16 protein-coding genes are annotated in these 18,248 nt (G+C 73.4%); 1 reads left to right on the top strand and 15 read right to left on the bottom strand.

What is annotated here, in order from left to right; genetic code table 11:
- Positions 1-80 precede the first annotated feature (80 nt).
- The 10 genes from C8046_RS00885 to hrcA form a co-directional block, all read right to left on the bottom strand.
- On the bottom strand, positions 81-794 hold the full coding sequence (locus tag C8046_RS00885) for a hypothetical protein (RefSeq protein ID WP_109227873.1): 714 nt from the start codon (positions 792-794) through the stop codon (positions 81-83).
- Between the two features lie 32 nt (positions 795-826).
- On the bottom strand, positions 827-2,446 hold the full coding sequence (locus tag C8046_RS18940; protein WP_109227872.1) for a serine/threonine-protein kinase: 1,620 nt from the start codon (positions 2,444-2,446) through the stop codon (positions 827-829).
- 19 nt (positions 2,447-2,465) lie between these two features.
- Positions 2,466-2,837 (bottom strand): FHA domain-containing protein, encoded by a 372-nt coding sequence (locus tag C8046_RS18285; RefSeq protein ID WP_216628968.1) that lies wholly within the window; start codon positions 2,835-2,837, stop codon positions 2,466-2,468.
- On the bottom strand, positions 2,834-4,303 hold the full coding sequence (locus C8046_RS18280; protein ID WP_158277095.1) for a hypothetical protein: 1,470 nt from the start codon (positions 4,301-4,303) through the stop codon (positions 2,834-2,836). Before C8046_RS18280 ends, C8046_RS18285 begins: the two co-directional genes overlap by 4 nt.
- A gap of 86 nt (positions 4,304-4,389) precedes the next feature.
- Positions 4,390-6,036 carry an alpha/beta hydrolase family protein gene (locus C8046_RS00865; RefSeq protein ID WP_109227869.1) on the bottom strand — a complete coding sequence of 549 codons (1,647 nt, stop codon included), beginning with the start codon at positions 6,034-6,036 and terminating at the stop codon, positions 4,390-4,392.
- A 50-nt stretch (positions 6,037-6,086) separates the two neighbouring features.
- Entirely contained in the window at positions 6,087-7,022 is a 936-nt protein-coding gene (gene era / locus C8046_RS00860) for a GTPase Era (protein WP_109227868.1), read from the bottom strand.
- Complete coding sequence (ybeY, locus tag C8046_RS00855; RefSeq protein WP_109227867.1) at positions 7,019-7,480, bottom strand: rRNA maturation RNase YbeY; 462 nt, start codon at positions 7,478-7,480, stop codon at positions 7,019-7,021. The genes era and ybeY overlap by 4 nt, the downstream gene beginning before the upstream one ends.
- A complete protein-coding gene (locus C8046_RS00850; protein ID WP_109227866.1) occupies positions 7,477-8,514 on the bottom strand; it encodes a PhoH family protein in 1,038 nt (345 codons plus the stop codon). Before C8046_RS00850 ends, ybeY begins: the two co-directional genes overlap by 4 nt.
- Positions 8,511-9,623 carry a molecular chaperone DnaJ gene (gene dnaJ, locus C8046_RS00845; RefSeq protein WP_109227865.1) on the bottom strand — a complete coding sequence of 371 codons (1,113 nt, stop codon included), beginning with the start codon at positions 9,621-9,623 and terminating at the stop codon, positions 8,511-8,513. Before dnaJ ends, C8046_RS00850 begins: the two co-directional genes overlap by 4 nt.
- Before the next feature lie 88 nt (positions 9,624-9,711).
- Positions 9,712-10,767, bottom strand: coding sequence for a heat-inducible transcriptional repressor HrcA (gene hrcA, locus C8046_RS00840; protein WP_109227864.1), 1,056 nt, complete (start codon positions 10,765-10,767; stop codon positions 9,712-9,714).
- Between the two features lie 108 nt (positions 10,768-10,875).
- Here hrcA and C8046_RS00835 point away from each other — a divergent pair, with 108 nt between their 5' ends.
- A complete protein-coding gene (locus C8046_RS00835; protein ID WP_109227863.1) occupies positions 10,876-11,751 on the top strand; it encodes a DUF3097 family protein in 876 nt (291 codons plus the stop codon).
- Between the two features lie 10 nt (positions 11,752-11,761).
- On the opposite strand, the gene C8046_RS00830 is transcribed toward C8046_RS00835, so the two are convergent.
- The 5 genes from C8046_RS00830 to lepA form a co-directional block, all read right to left on the bottom strand.
- Complete coding sequence (locus tag C8046_RS00830) at positions 11,762-12,559, bottom strand: hypothetical protein (RefSeq protein WP_109227862.1); 798 nt, start codon at positions 12,557-12,559, stop codon at positions 11,762-11,764.
- Positions 12,560-12,703: 144 nt separating this feature from the next.
- Positions 12,704-13,750 (bottom strand): hypothetical protein, encoded by a 1,047-nt coding sequence (locus tag C8046_RS00825; RefSeq protein WP_109227861.1) that lies wholly within the window; start codon positions 13,748-13,750, stop codon positions 12,704-12,706.
- Positions 13,751-13,873: 123 nt separating this feature from the next.
- On the bottom strand, positions 13,874-14,938 hold the full coding sequence (locus tag C8046_RS00820) for a hypothetical protein (protein ID WP_109227860.1): 1,065 nt from the start codon (positions 14,936-14,938) through the stop codon (positions 13,874-13,876).
- Positions 14,939-15,131: 193 nt separating this feature from the next.
- Complete coding sequence (hemW, locus tag C8046_RS00815) at positions 15,132-16,334, bottom strand: radical SAM family heme chaperone HemW (RefSeq protein WP_109227859.1); 1,203 nt, start codon at positions 16,332-16,334, stop codon at positions 15,132-15,134.
- A 33-nt stretch (positions 16,335-16,367) separates the two neighbouring features.
- Positions 16,368-18,242 carry a translation elongation factor 4 gene (gene lepA, locus C8046_RS00810; protein ID WP_109227858.1) on the bottom strand — a complete coding sequence of 625 codons (1,875 nt, stop codon included), beginning with the start codon at positions 18,240-18,242 and terminating at the stop codon, positions 16,368-16,370.
- Between the last annotated feature and the right edge of the window lie 6 nt (positions 18,243-18,248).

Here is an 18,248-nt window from a genome sequence, read left to right as displayed (position 1 = left end):
CCAGGTTATCCGAGGCCCAACGGTGGCAGGGACTCGGGTCCGTCGTCGATACCGACGATCCCGACCGCCGTGGAGCGGGGTCAGTCGTCCTCGGGCTCGGCCGCCGCGGCGGCCGCCAGCGCCGCCTGCTCGTCGAGCAGCGGCAGGTCGTCCACGGTGACCAGACGCGAGGCGACGGCGTGCTCCACGAGGCGTGCCCGGCGGTTCACCGCCAGCTTCCGGGGGCCGCCGCGGAGGCCGCGCACCCCCTGCCGCGCGAGCTTGTCGCACACGTTGTCGAGCTTGCGGTTCAAACGCGTGATCGTCCAGCCGAGCCGCGCGGCGGCCTGGGCCGACGTGGGGATCGCCGTCGTGCTGCCGCGGCCCCGCAGGACCGGCTCGGCGAACGCCAGGACCAGGGCGCGCTGGGAGTCGGTGAGCACGACGGGGCCGATGGTCGTGTCGCCCTGCTCGACCTCCTGGGCGGTGGAGACGTAGGCGGGCTCCTCGCCGACCACGAGCAGCTCGTACGTCGTCGGCCCGGCCGTGAAGAGCACCGTCGTCCGTGCGAAGACGAGCGGGAGCCGTGCGCCGGGAGCGATCCACGCCTGGACGTTGCCCTGCGCGTCGGCGACGGTCGCCGGGATCAGCGAGCCGACGTTCTCCAGCCACCACAGCCCACCCGTGTGCGTGATGGCGAGGAACCGCCGGTGGAGGTAGGGGTTGTCGTCGATCGCGAGATCACCCTCGCGTCCGACGACGAACGGTGTCTCGGGGTCGACGTCGAACCACTCACCGCAGAACTCGACCTGCACGGGCAACTCCTTGATCCATCAGCTGTCGGGGGTCAGACGCACAACGTGAAGGGCTGGGAGACCTGCCCCTGCGGGGTGCGGGTCCGCAGCTCCACGCAGGTCGCCTCCGACGGCATCCCGTCGAGCACGAGCGGCGAGGACGCCACCGGCTTCGAGGGCTCGTCGCTGTTGGTCACACGATAGGTGAACGTGGCGTCCGGCACCCCCTCGGGCGCCACCCACTCCATGATCAGCGTGGTGGGCTCGTCGGGCGAACGGGTCAGGCGGACGTCGTCGGGCTCGGGAACGAAACCGGTGGCGACGGTCTCGTTCTCGGTCGGTTCGGCGGTCGGGGTGAACGGGGTCTCCGGCTCGTCCGCGCCGTTGAGGTTGAGCATGACGACGGCGGTCACGGCGATCGCGACGACCGCTCCCCCGACCAGGACCCCGAGCCAGGGGCGCCGCGGGACGGGCGGCAGCTCGTGCGGGTCCACCTCCTGCTCGGTCGGCTTCTCCCAGGGCTTGGCGACCTGTGCCGGAGCCTCCCAGACCGAGGGGTCGTCCGGCCGGCGCGGCACCCGGACGGGGGCCGTCTGACCGCCCGTCGGGCTCGTCACGGAGTAGCCGGCGACGCCGGTGAACGGCTGCCGCTCCTGGCCCTGACCGGCCAGCGGGCGCGTCGGCTGCGTCCCCGGCGTCCAGCCGGCGGCGGTCCCGGGCGACGGGTCGATGTCGATGACCGGGCGCACCTGGGTCTCGCCGAACACGACGCTCGCCGCGGCGCCCGTCTGGCCGCCGACCTTGCGCACGTCGGGGACGTCGATCGGCGTCGGGGCGAGGTGGAGCTCCAGCTCGACGCGCTGCAGCGCCCGTCCGAGATCCAGCGCCGTCGCGAACCGTCGAGCCGGACGCTTGTCCATCGCGCGGGCGAGCACGTTCTCGAGCGAACCGGGCACGTCCTGGCGACCGATGGGCGCGACGTCCTCGCGAGTGATCCGGGAGATCAGGTCGAACGCGGCGTTGCTGCCCCCGACGACCTCGAAGGGCGACCGGCCGGCGAGCACCGTGTAGAGGGTGGCGGCCAGGGAGTACACGTCGGCGGTCACGCCGCGCGGGGAGTCGTCGGCGAAGAACTCCGGGGCGGCCCACGGGATCGACATGCCGGTCTCGGTCTCGGACGCGCCCGCCCCCATCACGGAGATCCCGAAGTCGGTCAGCGCCGGCCAGCCGTAGTCGTTCGTCAGCACGTTGGCCGGCTTGATGTCCCGGTGCAGGATCCCGGCGCGGTGGGCCGTCTCGACGGCGCCCGCGAGACGCACCCCGATGCGCAACGCCTCGGCCACGCCGAGTCGGTCGGAGCGGTAGCGCTCGGACAGGTTCGGCCCGGCGCAGTACTCCATGACGAGGTACGGACGGCCGTCCGCCGCGACGTCGGCGTGGTAGACCGTCACGATCGCCGGGTGGCTCGAGACGTGGGCCATGAGGTTGGCCTCGTCGACGAACTCGGCCTGGTCGGCGCCCGGGACGGTGCGCAGCACCTTGACCGCGACCTCGCGCCGCGGCATCTGCTGCCGGTAGAGGAAGACGTCGGAGAACCCGCCCGAGCCCAGCAGGCGGTCGGGAACGTAGCCGGGCAGCTCGGGCGGGGTCGCCGGTGGGCGCCGTGAGCTCACTCGCGGCCCTCGCGGATCGTCACGACTCCACCACGATCACGATGCCGTCGCCGAGGTCGATCCGTGACCCCACCGAGGCGGAGGTGCCCTCGCCCGGGTGGAGGCGGTGCGGCACCTGGCCGGGCCGCGACACGATCGTGCCGTTCGTCGAGCGCAGGTCGGTCACGAGCACGTCCTCGCCGTCGACCCGGATCTCGCAGTGCGTGCGGGAGATGTCCTGCTTCGGGCTGGGGACCGCGACGAGCTGGGAGTCCACGCCCTGCTGGCCCTCCGGCGCGCGCCCGACCAGCACGGGGCGCTCGAGCGTGACGACGGGACCGTGCGAGAACGCCAGGCGCAGCTCCGGCGGCGCCGGCTCCGCGTCGGGGCGCGACCACGGCGAGACGGTCACGAGGCCGGCGTCCCGCAGCCCGGCCACCTGGTGGTCGAGGATCGTGCCGCCGTCGTGGTCGCCGTCGGCGTCCTCCGGCAGCTCCGGCTCGGGGGTGCGACGGGCGACGCGCCCGGGTGGCCCCAGCCCGCGCCGTCGGGCTCCGCCGCGGTGGGTGCCGAGGGCTCGGAGGACTCCGGGGGCACAGCCGGCGCCGACGGCATCGCCGGGACGACCGAGGTGCGGCCCTGGGAGACGAACCCGTAGCCGCCGGGGCCGTCGGTGGACGGGTGGAGGGTCACGTCGAGCGGGGGCTCGCCGAAGGCCTCGGTGCCGTCCTCGACCGCAGGCGGCGGCACCTGCTCCGCCACGAGTGGCTCCGTCTCGCCGGGCTCGGGCTCGGTCGGCTCGGGCTCGGTCGGCTCGGGCTCGGCCGGCTCGGCAACGACCTCCTCCGAAGCGACCTCCTCGTGCTCTACGGGCGCCGACCAGTCACCGGTGACCACGGACGGCTCCTCGAGCGCGGCGATCGGCTCGCCGTCGCCCTCGGCCTCGTGCTTGGCCTCGTGCTCGACGGCGACCTCGTCGCCGTCGCCGGGCGCGGCCCAGGGTGCCGGCGCCTCGAGGACCTCGTCCGGACCCGACTCCTCGTCGGTGGCCGCAGGGTCGTCGTGCTCGTTCTCGTCGGGCGTGTCGGTGGAAGGGGCCTCGACGGCGAACGGCTCCTCAGCGGCGACGGGCTCCTCGACGGCGGCCACCGCCTCGTCGTCCGCGTGCTCGTCGTCCAAGTGCTCGACGTCGCCGATCACCACGGCGTCGGTCCCGGGCGCGTCGGTCCCGGGCGCGTCGACCTGGTCCTGCGCGTCAGCGTCCTCGGCCCCCTCGTCGACGGCCTGGTCCTCCCCGTGGGGGAACGTGCCGGGGACGACCGCGGCCGGGTCGGGGTCGGAGTCGCCGGACTCCTCGTCCGTGCCGGAGCCGGACTCCTGCGCCGGCGTGGCCGACTCCTTCGCGGTCGGGCGGAGCTCGAGCGTGCTCGTGACGTGCGAGGCGCGCACGACTCCGGCCAGGACCGGGAGGGCGTGGCCGTGCTCGCCGGCCGCGTCCCCGGCACCGATCCGCGCGAGGACAACCTCGATCGCGCCGTCCTCAGGGGTGCTGGGCAGGGTCTCCTCCCGCCAGGTGGCGACACCCTGACCGCTGATCCGGTGCTCACCGACGACCACCTCGAGGTCACCGCGCACCAGCGCGCGGGCCTGGCCGCCGTCGACGACCACGACGGCGAAGGTCGGGAGGTCGGCCAGCGAGCCGACCAGCGGCGCGACGACCTGCGCGAGGCCGCCGTCCTGGCGCGCGGCGTCCCAGACGCGCGTGACGACGTCGGCGGGCACACCCGCGTCCAGCAGCGCGAGGGTGGCCCCGGTGACGAGGGCGAAGTCCTCGCCCGGCGAGTAGAGGCTCCAACCGGGGGCGTCGTTCGTGGGCATCGCTGCTCTCCTGCTCGCTCGTGAGGGATCGGACCCGCAGGCGATCCTACGGCCAGGCGTGGCGGATGCGCCGCCGGGGGCCGGGATCAGGACACCGGTGAGAACGCGCCCCAGTAGGCGGACGTCGTGAGCAGCCCCAGCAGACCGGCGACGACGAGCCAGCCCCCCGCCAGCCGGACGATCCCGGCGACGTCACGTCCCGGCCGGACCCCGACGAGCCGACGCACGGCACGCACGCCGAGCCACGCCGCCAGGACGGCCAGCCCCTGAAGCAGGACCCAGCCGCCCCACACCACGATGCCGTTGGTGCTGTAGTTCAGCGCGAGGACGGCCACCGCGACGATGTAGGCGGCGAGCACCAGCACGACCGCCGCCGTCGCGGCCGTGAAGGCGAGCAGCCCGCGCACGAGGTGCGGCCGGGGCCCGGGCACGTCGTCGCCGTCGATCGCCACCAGCGACGCGGGGTCGTCGGACGTGGCCGACTCCCCCAAGCCGACCACCACGGCCGACCGCTCCCGCCGTCGCGCGAGCGCGAGGGCGGCGATGCCACCGGCGAGCGCGAGGTAGCCGACCACGAGCACCGCGAGCGAGATCAGCGGGACGCGCAGCATCATCTCGCCGTCGGCGTACCAGCGTGGGGGCGGGACGGCGGACGCGAGGTGGACCTGCTGCGGCGTGGCGCCGGCGACGGCCGGGCCCTCGATCTCGGCCGCGAGCGGGTCGAGCACCCAGGAGGCGAGACCGTCGAGGAACCCCGGCAGCACCGGGTCGGTCGCGCTGCCGATCCGGATCCCGTGGTTGGCGCCCTCGTAGTAACGCAGCATCAGCTGCTCCTGGCCGCCCGGGATGGACCCGAGCACGATCTGCGGCCCCTGGACCGTCGGCATCGACAGGTCGTCCGTGCCGTAGGCCATGAAGATCGGCACGTCGGTCTCGGCGAGGTAGGGCCGCACGTCGAAGTCGGCGTAGTTGAGGAAGTCGGCCGGCCAGTGCGCGCCGGTCGCTCGCGGGATCGCCCGTAGGAACGTCTGGGGCACCCCGACGGCGCGCAGGTAGGCGTCGACGGCGAACGCCCCCTGCTGCCGCGGCGTCACGACCGGGGCCGAGACGAGCGCGAGGAACGCGACGTCGGGGTTGTCGGCCGCCAGGACCGGGGCGACCCAGGCGCCCTCGCTCTCCGCGTACAGGCCGACCCGCGCCGGATCCACGCCCGGCAGCGATCGGGCGAGGTCGAGCGTGACGGCGTAGTCGTCGGCCATGGCGACGTAGTCGCGCTGGAAGGTGGAGTAGGTGTCGAGGCGCTTGCTCGGCGAGACGGCGACGATCCCGGCGCTGGCCAGGGCCTGCGCGTGCTCGGAGAACGCCTCGGCGAGCCCGGTGCCGGCGCCGTGGAGGAAGACCACGGCCGGTGCCGGCTCCTCGAGCCCGATCGGCTCGACGATGAGCACCTCCGTGCTCACCCCGCCCTCGCCGTCGGCGTCGGGCGCCACCAGCTCGAGCTGGACGAGGCGGGACGTGGTCTCGTACCGCCCGATCTCTGAGGAGCCGGTGCTGCCGAGCACGGCGACCGAGCTCGACGCCGGCGAGACCGACGCCGACAGCGGCTCCGGGTTCCAGCGCGGTCCGGCCGCGGCTCCGACGAGCGCGAGCGCGAGGACGGCCGCGAGCACGGCCCACGCCGTCCGCATCCGCGGTGTGCGGACGCGAGCGACGAGCGCGCGGCGGAGGGCCACCGGGCCCCGCCCCCGCGACGACTCCGAGGGAGAGCTGCCTGCCATCGGACTCAGAACCCCAGGCGCCGCAGCTGCTTGGGGTCGCGCTGCCAGTCCTTGGCGACCTTCACGTGCAGGTCGAGGAACACCTTCGTGCCGAGCAGCGCCTCGATGCCGGCGCGGGCCTGGGTTCCGACGTCGCGGAGGCGCGAGCCCCTGGCCCCGATGACGATGGCCTTCTGGCTCTGGCGCTCGACGAAGACGGTGACGTGGATGTCGAGCAGCGGTCCCTGGGCGGCGCTCCGGCCGGGGCGCTCCCCCATCTCCTCCACCACGACGGCGAGCGAGTGCGGGAGCTCGTCGCGCACCCCCTCGAGGGCGGCCTCGCGGACGAGCTCCGCGATCATGATCTGCTCCGGCTCGTCGGTCAGCTCCCCCTCGGGGTAGAGCGGCGGGCTGACGGGGAGGTGGGAGACGAGGACGTCGGCCACGACGTCGACCTGGTAGCCCTCGAGCGAGCTGACCGGCACGATGTCGACCCAGTCGCCGAGCTGCTCGATCTCGATGAGGTGCTCGACCAGTCGCTTGGAGTCGACCAGGTGGGCCTTCGTGGCAAGTGCGACGACGGGCGTCCGCGTCTCGGCCAGGGTCCGGGCGATGAACTCGTCGCCGGGGCCGACCTTCTGGTCGGACGGCAGGCAGAACGCCACGACGTCGACCTCCGCCAGCGTCCCCATGACGAGGTCGTTGAGCCGGGTGCCCAGCAGGGTCCGCGGGCGGTGCAGACCGGGCGTGTCGACGAGGACGAGCTGGGCGTCGTCGCGGTGGACGATCCCGCGGATCGTGTGGCGCGTGGTCTGCGGCCGGCCCGAGGTGATGGCCACCTTGGTGCCGACCAGCGCGTTGACGAGCGTCGACTTGCCCGCGTTCGGGCGTCCGACGACGGAGGCGAAACCCGCCCGGTAGGAGCCCGGGTCCGACGGCGTGATGTACGTCGAGCCGATCATCGGCCACCCCGTCCGGCGAGGAAGGTGAGAAGGAGCGTGCGCTGGAGCTCGAACATCTCCTCGCGCTCCTCGGGCTCGGCGTGGTCGAACCCCAGCAGGTGCAGGATGCCGTGCGTCACGAGCAGCAGCATCTCCTCCTGCGCGGAGTGGCCGGCCTCGCGGGCCTGGTTCGTGGCGACCTCGGGGCAGACCACGATGTCGCCGAGGACGCCCTCCTCGGACGGCGAGCCCTCGCTGCCGGGGCGCAGCTCGTCCATCGGGAACGACATCACGTCGGTCGGGCCGGGCTCGTCCATCCAGCGCACGTGCAGCTCGGTCATCGCCGGGACGTCCACGAAGATGATCGAGAGCTCGGCCTGGGGGTGCACGTGCATCTGGTCGAGCACGTACCGCGCGAGCGCGGCGAACTCGACCTCGTCGACGGCGTGGCCGGACTCGTTGCTGATCTCGGTGCTCACGCGTGGCCCCCCGCCGACGTGGTGCGGCGCGGCGGTCGCGACGTCGTCGCCCCCGTCGCCTGGGAGTCCCAGCGGGCGTACGCGTCGATGATCTCTCCCACGAGTCGGTGGCGCACGACGTCGGCGGACGTCAGGCGGCAGACCGCGATGTCGTCGATGTCGTGCAGGATGTCGGTCACCACGCGCAGGCCCGAGGACGTGCCCGAGGGCAGGTCGACCTGGGTCGCGTCGCCGGTGACGACCATCTTCGAACCCTCGCCGAGCCGGGTGAGGAACATCTTCATCTGCTCGGGCGTGGTGTTCTGGGCCTCGTCGAGCACGATGAACGCCGAGTTCAGCGTGCGGCCGCGCATGAAGGCCAGCGGGGCGACCTCGATCGTCCCCGACGCCATCAGGCGCGGGATCGAGTCGGCGTCGACCATGTCGTGCAGCGCGTCGTACAGCGGACGCAGGTACGGGTCGATCTTGTCCGTCAACGAACCCGGCAGGAACCCGAGCCGCTCGCCGGCCTCGACGGCGGGCCGGGTGAGCAGGATGCGGGAGACCTGCTTGGCCTGGAGCGCCTGCACGGCCTTGGCCATCGCGAGGTAGGTCTTGCCGGTGCCGGCCGGGCCGATGCCGAACGTGATCGTGTTGCGGTCGATCGCCTCGACGTACTCCTTCTGCCCGACCGTCTTGGGACGGATCGTGCGCCCGCGCGAGGACAGGATGTTCATCGTCAGGACGCTCGCGGGCGACGTCGCCGCCGGCGAACGGAGCATCCCGATGGCGCGCTCGACGGCGTCGGCCGACAGCGGCTGCGAGGCGCGAGCGATCTGCGCGAGCTCGTCGACCAGGCGCTCGGCGAGGCTCACCTCGGACCGCGGTCCCTCGAGCGTGACGACGCTGCCGAGCACGGTGACGGTGAGGCGGTGGAAGCCACGCTCGAGGGCGCGGATCACCTCGTCGCGCGGGCCGACCAGCGCGCGCATGTCGACGTCGTCGGGGACCGTCACCTGGTGGGTGACGACCTCCTGGCCGTCCGTGCCGCTCATCGACCCGCCAGCTTGTCGCGCAGCCGCGAGAACATCCCCGCGCCGACCGGCGCGAGACGGCCCTGCGGGCGCTCCTCGCCGCGCAGCACCGCCAGCTCGCGCAGCAGCTCCTCCTGGCGCTCATCCAGCTTGGTGGGCACCAGGACGTCGAGGTGGATGTGCAGGTCGCCGCGGGTGTGGCCGCGCAGACGGCCCATGCCCTTGCCGCGCAGCGTGATGACCTGGTCGGCCTGCGTACCCGCCGCCACGTCGACCTCGACCGGCTCGTCCAGCGTCTCGAGCGTGAGGACCGTGCCGAGCGCGGCGGCCGTCATGGGCAGCTGCATCGTGCAGTGCAGGTCGTCGCCGCGACGCGTGAAGACGGGGTGCGGCCGCTCGCGGACCTCGACGTACAGGTCACCGGCCGGACCGCCGCCCGGGCCGACCTCACCCTGGCCGACGAGCTTGATCCGGGTGCCGTTCTCGACACCGGCGGGCACCTCGACGGCGATCGTGCGGCGGGTGCGCACGCGGCCCTCACCGGAGCACTCGGGGCACGGCTCCGGGATCGTTGAGCCGAAGCCCTGGCACGCGTCGCAGCGGGCCTGGGTCATGACGTTGCCGAGGAAGGAGCGCGCGACGCGCTGGACCGAGCCGCGGCCGCCGCACACGGTGCAGGCGCGCGGCGAGGTGCCGGGCGCGGCGCACGAGCCGTGGCACGTCCCGCAGACCACGGCGGTCTCGACGGTGATGTCCTTGCGGACGCCGAACGCCTCCTCGGCGAGGTCGAGCTCGATCCGCACGAGGGCGTCCTGGCCGCGACGGGCGCGCGGGACGGGGCCGCGTGCGCTGCCGCCGCCGGCCGCGCCGAAGAAGGTCTCGAAGATGTCCTGGAAGCCGAAGCCCGCACCGGCGCCGGCGGGGCCGCCCATGCCGCCCGCGTCGTACTGCCGGCGCTTCTCCGGGTCGGAGAGCACGTCGTTGGCCGCGCTGATCTCCTTGAAGCGCTCCGCACCCTCCTCCCCCGCGATGTCGGGGTGGTGGGTGCGGGCCAGCTTGCGGTAGGCGCGCTTGATCTCCTCGGGGGTGGCGTCCTGAGACACCCCGAGAACCTCGTAGTAGTCCGTCACGTGTCAGCCAGGTCCTTGTGCGTCGGGGATGAGGTGCGAGAGATGCGGGAGCGCCGGGCGGCGCCGGGTGGGGCGGGCGGTCGGACCCTCACGGGGTCACGACCCGGGAGAGGTAGCGGGCGACGGCGCGCACCGCCGTCATCGTCGTGGGGTAGTCCATGCGCGTGGGGCCGAGCACCCCGAGGAACGCGACGGCGTCCCGCGCGCTCGCCCCACCGTACGGGGCGGCGACGACGGAGGTCTCGCTCAGACCCGCGTGCCGGGTCTCCACGCCGATGCGCACGGCCACGTCGTTGTTCTCCCGGCCGGGCGTCTCCTGCTCGGCGGCCATCTCGGCCAGCAGGCGCATCAGCACGACCTGCTCCTCGATGGCCTCGAGCACGGGCGAGATGGTGTGCGAGAAGTCGAAGCCGGCGCGGGCCAGGTGGGCGGTGCCCGCCATCACGATCCGGTCCTCGACATCCTCGGTCAGCGTCTCGGTGACGACGTCCACGACCGCGCGCACGACGGGCGCCACGGTGGGGGCGACGTCGTCGGCCACGGCCTCGAGCGCCGTCCGGAGCGCGGGCATCCGCCGCCCCACGGCCGCCGCGTTGATCCGGGCGCGGACCTCGGCCACGACGGACTCGTCCAGGTCCGCCGTGCCGGTCGGGAGCTCGAGCATGCGCTGCTCGACCCTGCCCGTGTCGGAGATGAGCACGACGAGGACGCGGTCGGGCGAGACCAGCACGAGCTCGACGTGGCGCAGGCCCGAGCGCCGGAGCGAGGGGTACTGCACGACGGCGACCTGCTGCGTCAGCTGGGACAGCAGCCGGACGGTGCGGTTGACCGCGTCGTCGAGGTCGACGGCCTGGGCGAGGAACGACTCGATGGCGCGACGCTCGGGCGGCGTCAGCGGCTTGAGCGTGGCGAGGTGGTCGACGAAGACGCGGTAGCCCGAGTCCGTCGGGATCCGACCGGCCGAGGTGTGGGGCTGCGTGATGTAGCCCGCCTCCTCCAGCGCCGCCATGTCGTTGCGGATCGTCGCGGGCGAGACCCCGAGGGAGTGGCGCTCGACCAGGGTGCGGGAGCCGACGGGCTCGCGAGTGGAGACGTAGTCGCTGACGATCGCGCGCAGCACGTCCAGCCGCCTGTCCTCGCTCATACCCCTCCGTTCGCACTCTCGGTGTCCGAGTGCCAATTCTACGCCCACCTGGTCCGACCCCGGGGTGGCGCTCCTCTCACCCGGCCCGGGCGTGGCTACCGTGGCGAGGTGCCCAGCTTCGACCCCTACGGTCCCGACGTCCTGTCCACCGACCCCCGCGTGCGCACCGGCTCCCGCAGGGTGACCCGCGACGAGCCCGCCGTCGTCGGCCTCGTCGTGGAGGACGTCACGACCTCGTACGTCGGCGCCGTGCTCCGGGTGGAGCGGACGAACGGCGGGGACGTCGTCGTCCTCGAGGACCGCAGGGGCGCCCGCCGCTCGTTCCCGCTCGGCCCCGGCTTCTGGGTCGACGGCGAACCGGTCCGGCTCGTGCGGCCGGCGGTGGCCGCCGCCCCCGCCGCGGTGGCGCGGACGGCGTCCGGCTCCCGCGCCGTCGCCGGTGCCCGGGCGCGCGTGGCGCGCGCCTCACGCATCTGGGTCGAGGGCAAGCACGACGCGCAGCTCGTGGAGAAGGTCTGGGGCGACGACCTGCGGCTGGAGGGGATCGTCGTGGAGCTCCTCGACGGCGCCGACCACCTCGCCGAGGTGCTGGCGGCGTTCGAGCCCGGCCCGACCCGACGGGCGGGCGTGTTGCTGGACCACCTGGTGGCCGGCTCGAAGGAGCGACGGCTCGCGGACGACACGCTGCGACGCCTCGGTCGCCGGGCGGAGCACGTGCTCATCCTCGGTCACCCCTACATCGACGTGTGGCAGGCGGTCCGGCCGCAGCGGGTGGGGCTGACGGCGTGGCCGCACGTGCCTCGCGGCACCGACATCAAGACCGGGACGCTCGCGGCGCTCGGCCTCCCGCACGCGTCCCAGGCCGACGTCGCGACGGGCTGGGCGAAGATCCTCGGCCGCGTCCGCGACTACAAGGACCTCTCCCCCGAGCTGCTCGGTCGGGTCGAGGAGCTCGTCGACTTCGTCACGCTCCCCGAGGGCTGAGACGCTCGGCTCACGCCGTGATCATCTCGCGCCGCAGCCCGCAGTAGAGGGCGACGACGGCGAGGCCGGCCGCGGGCAGCGTCCAGAGCGCCCCCACCAGGAAGACGAGGAAGCCTCCGGCGGCGATCACGGACGCGAGCACCGCGAGCAGCAGCGTCTGCCAGAACCTCGACCCCACGAGCAGCGCGGAGGTCCGGTAAGCGCCGAGAGCGCTCCGCGGCGAGTCCACGAAGGCCGGGCCCGCGAAGATGAAGACCAGGCCGGCCGCCGCCCCACCGCCGAACGTCAACGCCCCGACGAGTGCGACCGCGGCGCCGAGGCCGATGAAGGCGAGCGTCGGCACCCCGCGCGGGACCGTGAAGAAGTCGGCGAACCTGACCGCTCCGGTCCGCACGAGCCGCAGCCCTCCGCTCGAGCAGGCGATCAGCGCGAGCGTGGCCGGCACCGCTCCGATCGTGGCCGTGAAGATCCGCCCCTCGAACGTCAGCACCGCCCTCGACATCGACCGACCCGTGCGAGCGACGAGCTCGCTGTCGACGAACCCCAGGCCTCGTGCCGCGGCGAACAGCGACAGACCCGTCAGGGCCAGCACGGCCAACCAGACCACCGCCGCCCCGAGAACGGCCCCGGTGCTCACGGAGTAGCGCCGGAACCCGACGGCGACGGCGCCCAGCGCCGTCGCCGGGGCCGGGCGTCGGCTGCCCGTCAGCACCGCCGCGACGGGCGGACCGGGGACCGGGGGCCTCCGGGACGCACCGAGCGCGTGGGGTGCCTCCGGAGGCGGGAGGACGGGCTCGGGTGCGCTCATCGTCCGATCCTGGCAGAGCCCCGCCGAGGCCGCGACAGGAGCGGTGGGCCGTCCGGGGCGGCGGCCGAGCACGCGACCAGCCGTACCCGCGGACGACGACGGCGCCGCCCCCGCGGGGACGGCGCCGTCGCGACGGGGCACGGCTCAGGCGGCGACGGTCTCCCGGCGGAGCCCGCAGTACAGGGCGACGAACGCGACGGTGACGACCGGGGCCGCGACCAGCAGCCCGACCAGGCAGGCGACGGCACCCGCGATGAACAGACCCACCGCGATGAGCGCCATCAGGACGGTCTGGCCGAGGTTGGCCCCCACCATCGACAGGGACGACGAGAACGCCGCCAGCGGCGGCCGCGGGGCGTCCACCAGGAAGTAGGGCGCGTACACGATCGCGATCGCCACGACGATCGAGACGAGGGCGAGCACGAGCACCGCCCACGTCACCGGTCCGAGCGCGGTGAACGCGCTGAGCACGGCCCACAGGGCGGCGAAGATCGCCCACGTCGGTGGCAACGCGAAGAAGTCCCCGAACGAGGCTCGGCCCGTCCGCACGATGCGCAGCGCGCCCGTCGCGAGGATCAGCGACCCGACCCCGCCGACGAAGCCCGTGACGAGCGAGGCGATGATCTGCCCGAGGTAGGAGAGGTTCTCGGTGCTGAAGCTGAAGGAGTCGCCCGTGACGACGGTCTCCGTGGTGAGGCCTGCCGCCGCGAGCCCGAGGCTCGCCAGCAGCTGCACCAGCGACCCGACCACCCCGACGACCACCGTGATGCCGATGAGGACGCCGGCGTTCCGACCGAAGCGCGAGAACGCGAAGCTCGTGGCCGCACCCGCCGTGACGGGGGCGGGGACGACGCCGCCCTGGCCGTAGCCGCCAGGTCCGAACCCGGGGGCCGGGCCGTAGGGGTGCGGGCCGGGAGCGTCGGTCGGGCCGTAGCCGCTGGGGGCGCCGTACGGGCCCTGCTGACCGGGCTGGCCGTACTGGCCGGGCTGGCCGAATTGTCCGGGCGCGCCGTACTGACCGGGCTGGCCCGGCGGGGGCGGCAGCGGCGCGCCACCGGGCTGCTGGCCGTACGGGTTCGGCTGGTCGTGCTGACCGGGCTGGCCGTACTGACCGGGCGGGGGCGGGAACGACCCGTACGCGGGCGGTCCGGGGACGCCCGAGGGGTCCTGGGGATCGTGGGGGGTGCTCATGCGGCCATCGTGGCAGGTCGGCCCGCGCCACCGGGGATCGGGTCCGCGAGCCGGTCCGACGACGACGACCCCGGGCGCGCTGCGCCCGGGGTCGTCGTGCGGCTCGGTGGAGCCCGTCGTGGCTCAGGCCGCGACGGAGGCCCCGCTGAGGCGGCGGTAGAGATACGTGGCCGCGAGGTAGGCCAGCGGGATCGTCACGAGGAGACCGACACCGCAGAGCAGCGCGCCGAAGCCGCACAGGATCGTGAGCAGCACCAGGAGCGCCGTCTGGGCGGCGTTCTTGATCGCCAGGTCGACGCTCGCCTTGATCGCGTCGATCGCGGACAGCCCGCGGTCGACGACGAAGAACATCGCGTAGATCCCGAAGAACTGGACCACGAGCGAACCGATGCCCGTGAAGGAGAGCAGGCCGGAGGCGACGCCGAGGAGGAGGCTGAGCAGAACACCCTGGCCGACGTTCCGGAACTTGAAGAAGTCACCGATGCTGCTGCGTCGACCGTCGGCGATCGTGAGGTAACCGTTCGTCAGACCGATGAGCGCGATGAACGAGATCAGCACCGTGAGGATCGACACGATGATGATGCCGCCCAGGCCCAGCGACGTCGCGACGGCGACGCCCGTGTCGGTGTTGGCCGTCGTGCTCGCCCCGCCGGTGGCAGTGGCGATCGCGATACCGATCCCGCCGACGGCGCCGACGACGATGCCCCACAGCAGGTGCGAGACGACGAGCGAGACCCAGTTGTCCTTGAACTTGGACCAGCCCCAGCTGAACGCCTGGCCGACGTCGGGCGGGCTGACGTAGCCGCCACCGGCGTAGGCGGCCGGCGGGGTCGGGAAGCCACCCTGCGGCGGGGGCGGGAAGCCACCCTGCGGGGGCGGCGGGAAGCCACCCTGCTGCGGCGGGGGCGGGAAGCCGCCCTGCTGCGGCGGCGGGAAGCCACCCTGGTCGGGCGAGGGGTAGGCGCTCGGCGGGGCCGGCGGCCCGTCGTACGAGGGCGGCGGGGGCGTCGGGGCGGCCGGCTGCTGCGGTGCTCCGTAGCCGGGCACCTGCGGGGACGACGGCGGGGGCGGCGGCGCGCCCCAGGCCGGGGCACCGGGCGGCTGCGGCGCCGGCGGCGTGTGCCCGGGCGTCTGGGGGGTGGTCTCCTCGGGTCGGTCAGAACCACCAGGCGTGTTCGGATCGGTCATCGGTGAGGTCCTCTCTCGGTCTCGGTGTCACGGGGGCGGCGCGGCGGCGCGCGCCGAGCTGTGGCGGATGAAGACCGCAAGGGGAAGCGAACCGCCCCCGGTGGGGCGTGTCAAGGAACCCCGGCCCCCGGGCGCGCCGGTGGACAGGCCCGGAAGGCCGCGGGCGGTGTGCGCGTCGTCGGCCCCGCCGCGCTCAGGTCAGGCGGTGCACGACGGTGTCGGCGAGCAGCCGGCCCCGCCGCGTGAGCGTGATCGTTCCGGGACGGAACGTCACGAGCTCCTCGGCGATGAGCGAGGCCACCGCGGCCCGGTCCAGGCCCGCCGTCGGGAACCCCGTGGCCAGCCGCGTGCCGAGCATGACGCGCTCCAGGCGCTGCGCGTCGTCGTCGAGGATCTCCCGGCCGTGCGCCGGGGACTCCCCCGCCGCCAACCGGTTGGCGTACGCGCGCGGGTGCTTGACGTTCCACCACCGCACGCCGCCGACGTGGCTGTGGGCACCGGGGCCGATGCCCCACCAGTCGGCGCCGCGCCAGTAGGCGAGGTTGTGCCGGCAGCGGTCGTCGGGGGTCCGAGCCCAGTTGCTGATCTCGTACCAGTCGAGCTCGGTGCCGAGGATCTCGTCGGCGAGCTCGTACTTGGCCGCCTCGTCGTCACCCGTCGGGGCGGGCAGCTCGCCGCTGCGCACGCGGCGGTGCAGCGCGGTGCCCGGCTCCACCGTGAGGGCGTAGGCCGAGATGTGGTCGGGCTGCAGCGCGACGGCGGCCTCGAGGCTGGTGCGCCAGTCCGCCAGCGACTCCCCCGGGGTCCCGTAGATGAGGTCGAGCGAGACCGCGAGGCCGGCGTCGCGGGCCCAGCCCACGACGTCGGGCACGCGGAGCGGGTCGTGCGTGCGGTCGAGCGTGGCCAGCACGTGCGGCACCACGGACTGCACGCCGAAGGAGACGCGGGTGAAGCCCGCCTCCACGAGGGCGGCGAGCGACTCGGGCGTCACCGAGTCGGGGTTGGCCTCCGTGGTGATCTCGGCGTCGGGGGCGAGGCCCCAGGCCTGCCGCACGCCGTCGACCATCGCCGCGAGGTCCACCACCTCCAGGAGCGTGGGCGTCCCGCCCCCGACGAACACGGTGCTGACCGGGCGGGCCGGCAGCCCGGCGCGCTCCATGACGGACGCCGCCAGCGCGATCTCCTGCAGCGCGGAGGAGGCGTAGGTGGCCTGGCTCGCCCCCTCGCCCAGCTCCGTGGCGGTGTAGGTGTTGAAGTCGCAGTAGCCGCACCGCACGGTGCAGAACGGCACGTGCAGGTAGACGCCGAAGTCCCGCTCGGCGGCGCCCTCGAGAACCGCGGGCGGGAGCGAGCCGTCGCGCGGAGCGGCCTCGCCGTCGGGCAGCTGCGGGCTCACGAGGTCGCCCTGGAGGCGGGTGTCACGCTGCTGCTACTTCTTGGCATCCTTGGCGTCCTTGCCCGTGGGGGCGTCGGAGGAGAGCGCGGCGATGAAGGCCTCCTGCGGCACCTCGACCCGACCGATGGTCTTCATGCGCTTCTTGCCCTCCTTCTGCTTCTCCAGGAGCTTGCGCTTGCGGGAGATGTCGCCGCCGTAGCACTTGGCGAGCACGTCCTTGCGGATCGCACGGATGGTCTCGCGGGCGATGATCCGGCTGCCGACGGCGGCCTGGATCGGCACCTCGAACTGCTGGCGCGGGATGAGCTCGCGCAGCTTCCCGGCCATCATCACGCCGTAGGCGTAGGCCTTGTCCTTGTGCTGGATGGAGCTGAACGCGTCGACGTTCTCGCCCTGCAGCAGGATGTCGACCTTGACGAGGTCGGCCGCCTGGTCGCCCGTGCGCTCGTAGTCGAGCGATGCGTAGCCGCGCGTGCGGGACTTCAGAGCGTCGAAGAAGTCGAAGACGATCTCGGCCATCGGGAGCGTGTACCGCATCTCGACGCGGTCCTCGGAGAGGTAGTCCATCCCGAGAAGTACGCCGCGGCGGGTCTGGCACAGCTCCATGATCGTGCCGACGAACTCGCTCGGTGTGAGGATCGTGGAGCGCACGACGGGCTCGCGCACCTCCTTGATCTTACCGGCGGGGTACTCGCTCGGGTTCGTCACCACGTGCTCGCTGCCGTCCTCCATCGTGACCTCGTAGATCACGTTCGGGGCGGTGGAGATGAGGTCGAGGTTGAACTCGCGCTCGAGGCGCTCGCGCACGATCTCGAGGTGCAGCAGCCCGAGGAAGCCGCAGCGGAAGCCGAAGCCGAGCGCGGCGGACGTCTCCGGCTCGTAGTTGAGCGCCGCGTCGTTGAGCTTGAGCTTGTCGAGCGCCTCGCGCAGCACCGGGTAGTCGGAGCCGTCGATCGGGTACAGGCCCGAGAACACCATCGGCTTCGGGAAGTCGTAGCCGCCGAGATCCTCCGCGGCCGGCTTGTGCGCGTTGGTGACGGTGTCGCCCACACGGGACTGGCGGACGTCCTTCACCCCGGTGATGAGGTAGCCCACCTCGCCCACGCCGAGACCCTTGGTGGGGGTCGGCTCGGGCGCCGAGACGCCGATCTCCAGCAGCTCGTGCGTCGCCTTCGTCGACATCATCACGATGCGCTCGCGCGGGTGGAGCTGGCCGTCGACCACGCGGACGTAGGTGACCACGCCGCGGTAGGTGTCGTAGACGGAGTCGAAGATCATGGCCCGGGCGGGCGCGTCGGCGTCGCCCGTCGGTGCCGGGATGTCGCGCACGATGCGGTCCAGGAGAGCTTCGACGCCCTCACCGGTCTTGCCGGACACCCGCAGGCAGTCCTCCGGCTCGCCGCCGATGAGGCGCGCGAGTTCGTCGGCGTACTTCTCCGGCTGGGCGGCGGGCAGGTCGATCTTGTTCAGGACCGGGATGATCGTGAGGTCGTTCTCCATCGCCAGGTACAGGTTCGCCAGCGTCTGGGCCTCGATGCCCTGGGCAGCGTCCACGAGCAGCACGGCGCCCTCGCACGCGGCGAGCGAGCGCGAGACCTCGTAGGTGAAGTCGACGTGGCCCGGCGTGTCGATCATGTTGAGCGCGTAGGCGGTCTCCTCGACCTGCCACGGCATCCGGACCGCCTGGCTCTTGATCGTGATGCCGCGCTCGCGCTCGATGTCCATCCGGTCGAGGTACTGCGCGCGCATCGCCCGGGAGTCCACGACGCCCGTGGACTGCAGCATGCGGTCGGCGAGCGTCGACTTGCCGTGGTCGATGTGGGCGATGATGCAGAAGTTGCGCAGCAGGTGCGGGGCGGTCGCGGCGGGCGCGATGCTCGCGCCGAGCGACGCCGAGGGAATAGGCACAGGTAC

Origin of the sequence: Serinibacter arcticus, assembly GCF_003121705.1 — a bacterium.
GTDB lineage: Bacteria > Actinomycetota > Actinomycetes > Actinomycetales > Beutenbergiaceae > Litorihabitans.
The sequence above is the reverse complement of the archived record's forward strand: the minus strand, read 5'-3'. Positions and strand labels throughout refer to the sequence as shown.

What these genes read in the sequence shown, in the direction of transcription:
- C8046_RS18280 (WP_158277095.1), bottom strand. Translation starts at nt 4,303, where the DNA reads ATGCCCACGAACGACGCCCCCGGTTGGAGCCTCTACTCGCCGGGCGAG.
- era (WP_109227868.1), bottom strand. Translation starts at nt 7,022, where the DNA reads ATGATCGGCTCGACGTACATCACGCCGTCGGACCCGGGCTCCTACCGG.
- C8046_RS00850 (WP_109227866.1), bottom strand. Translation starts at nt 8,514, where the DNA reads ATGAGCGGCACGGACGGCCAGGAGGTCGTCACCCACCAGGTGACGGTC.
- hrcA (WP_109227864.1), bottom strand. Translation starts at nt 10,767, where the DNA reads ATGAGCGAGGACAGGCGGCTGGACGTGCTGCGCGCGATCGTCAGCGAC.
- C8046_RS00830 (WP_109227862.1), bottom strand. Translation starts at nt 12,559, where the DNA reads ATGAGCGCACCCGAGCCCGTCCTCCCGCCTCCGGAGGCACCCCACGCG.
- C8046_RS00825 (WP_109227861.1), bottom strand. Translation starts at nt 13,750, where the DNA reads ATGAGCACCCCCCACGATCCCCAGGACCCCTCGGGCGTCCCCGGACCG.
- C8046_RS00820 (WP_109227860.1), bottom strand. Translation starts at nt 14,938, where the DNA reads ATGACCGATCCGAACACGCCTGGTGGTTCTGACCGACCCGAGGAGACC.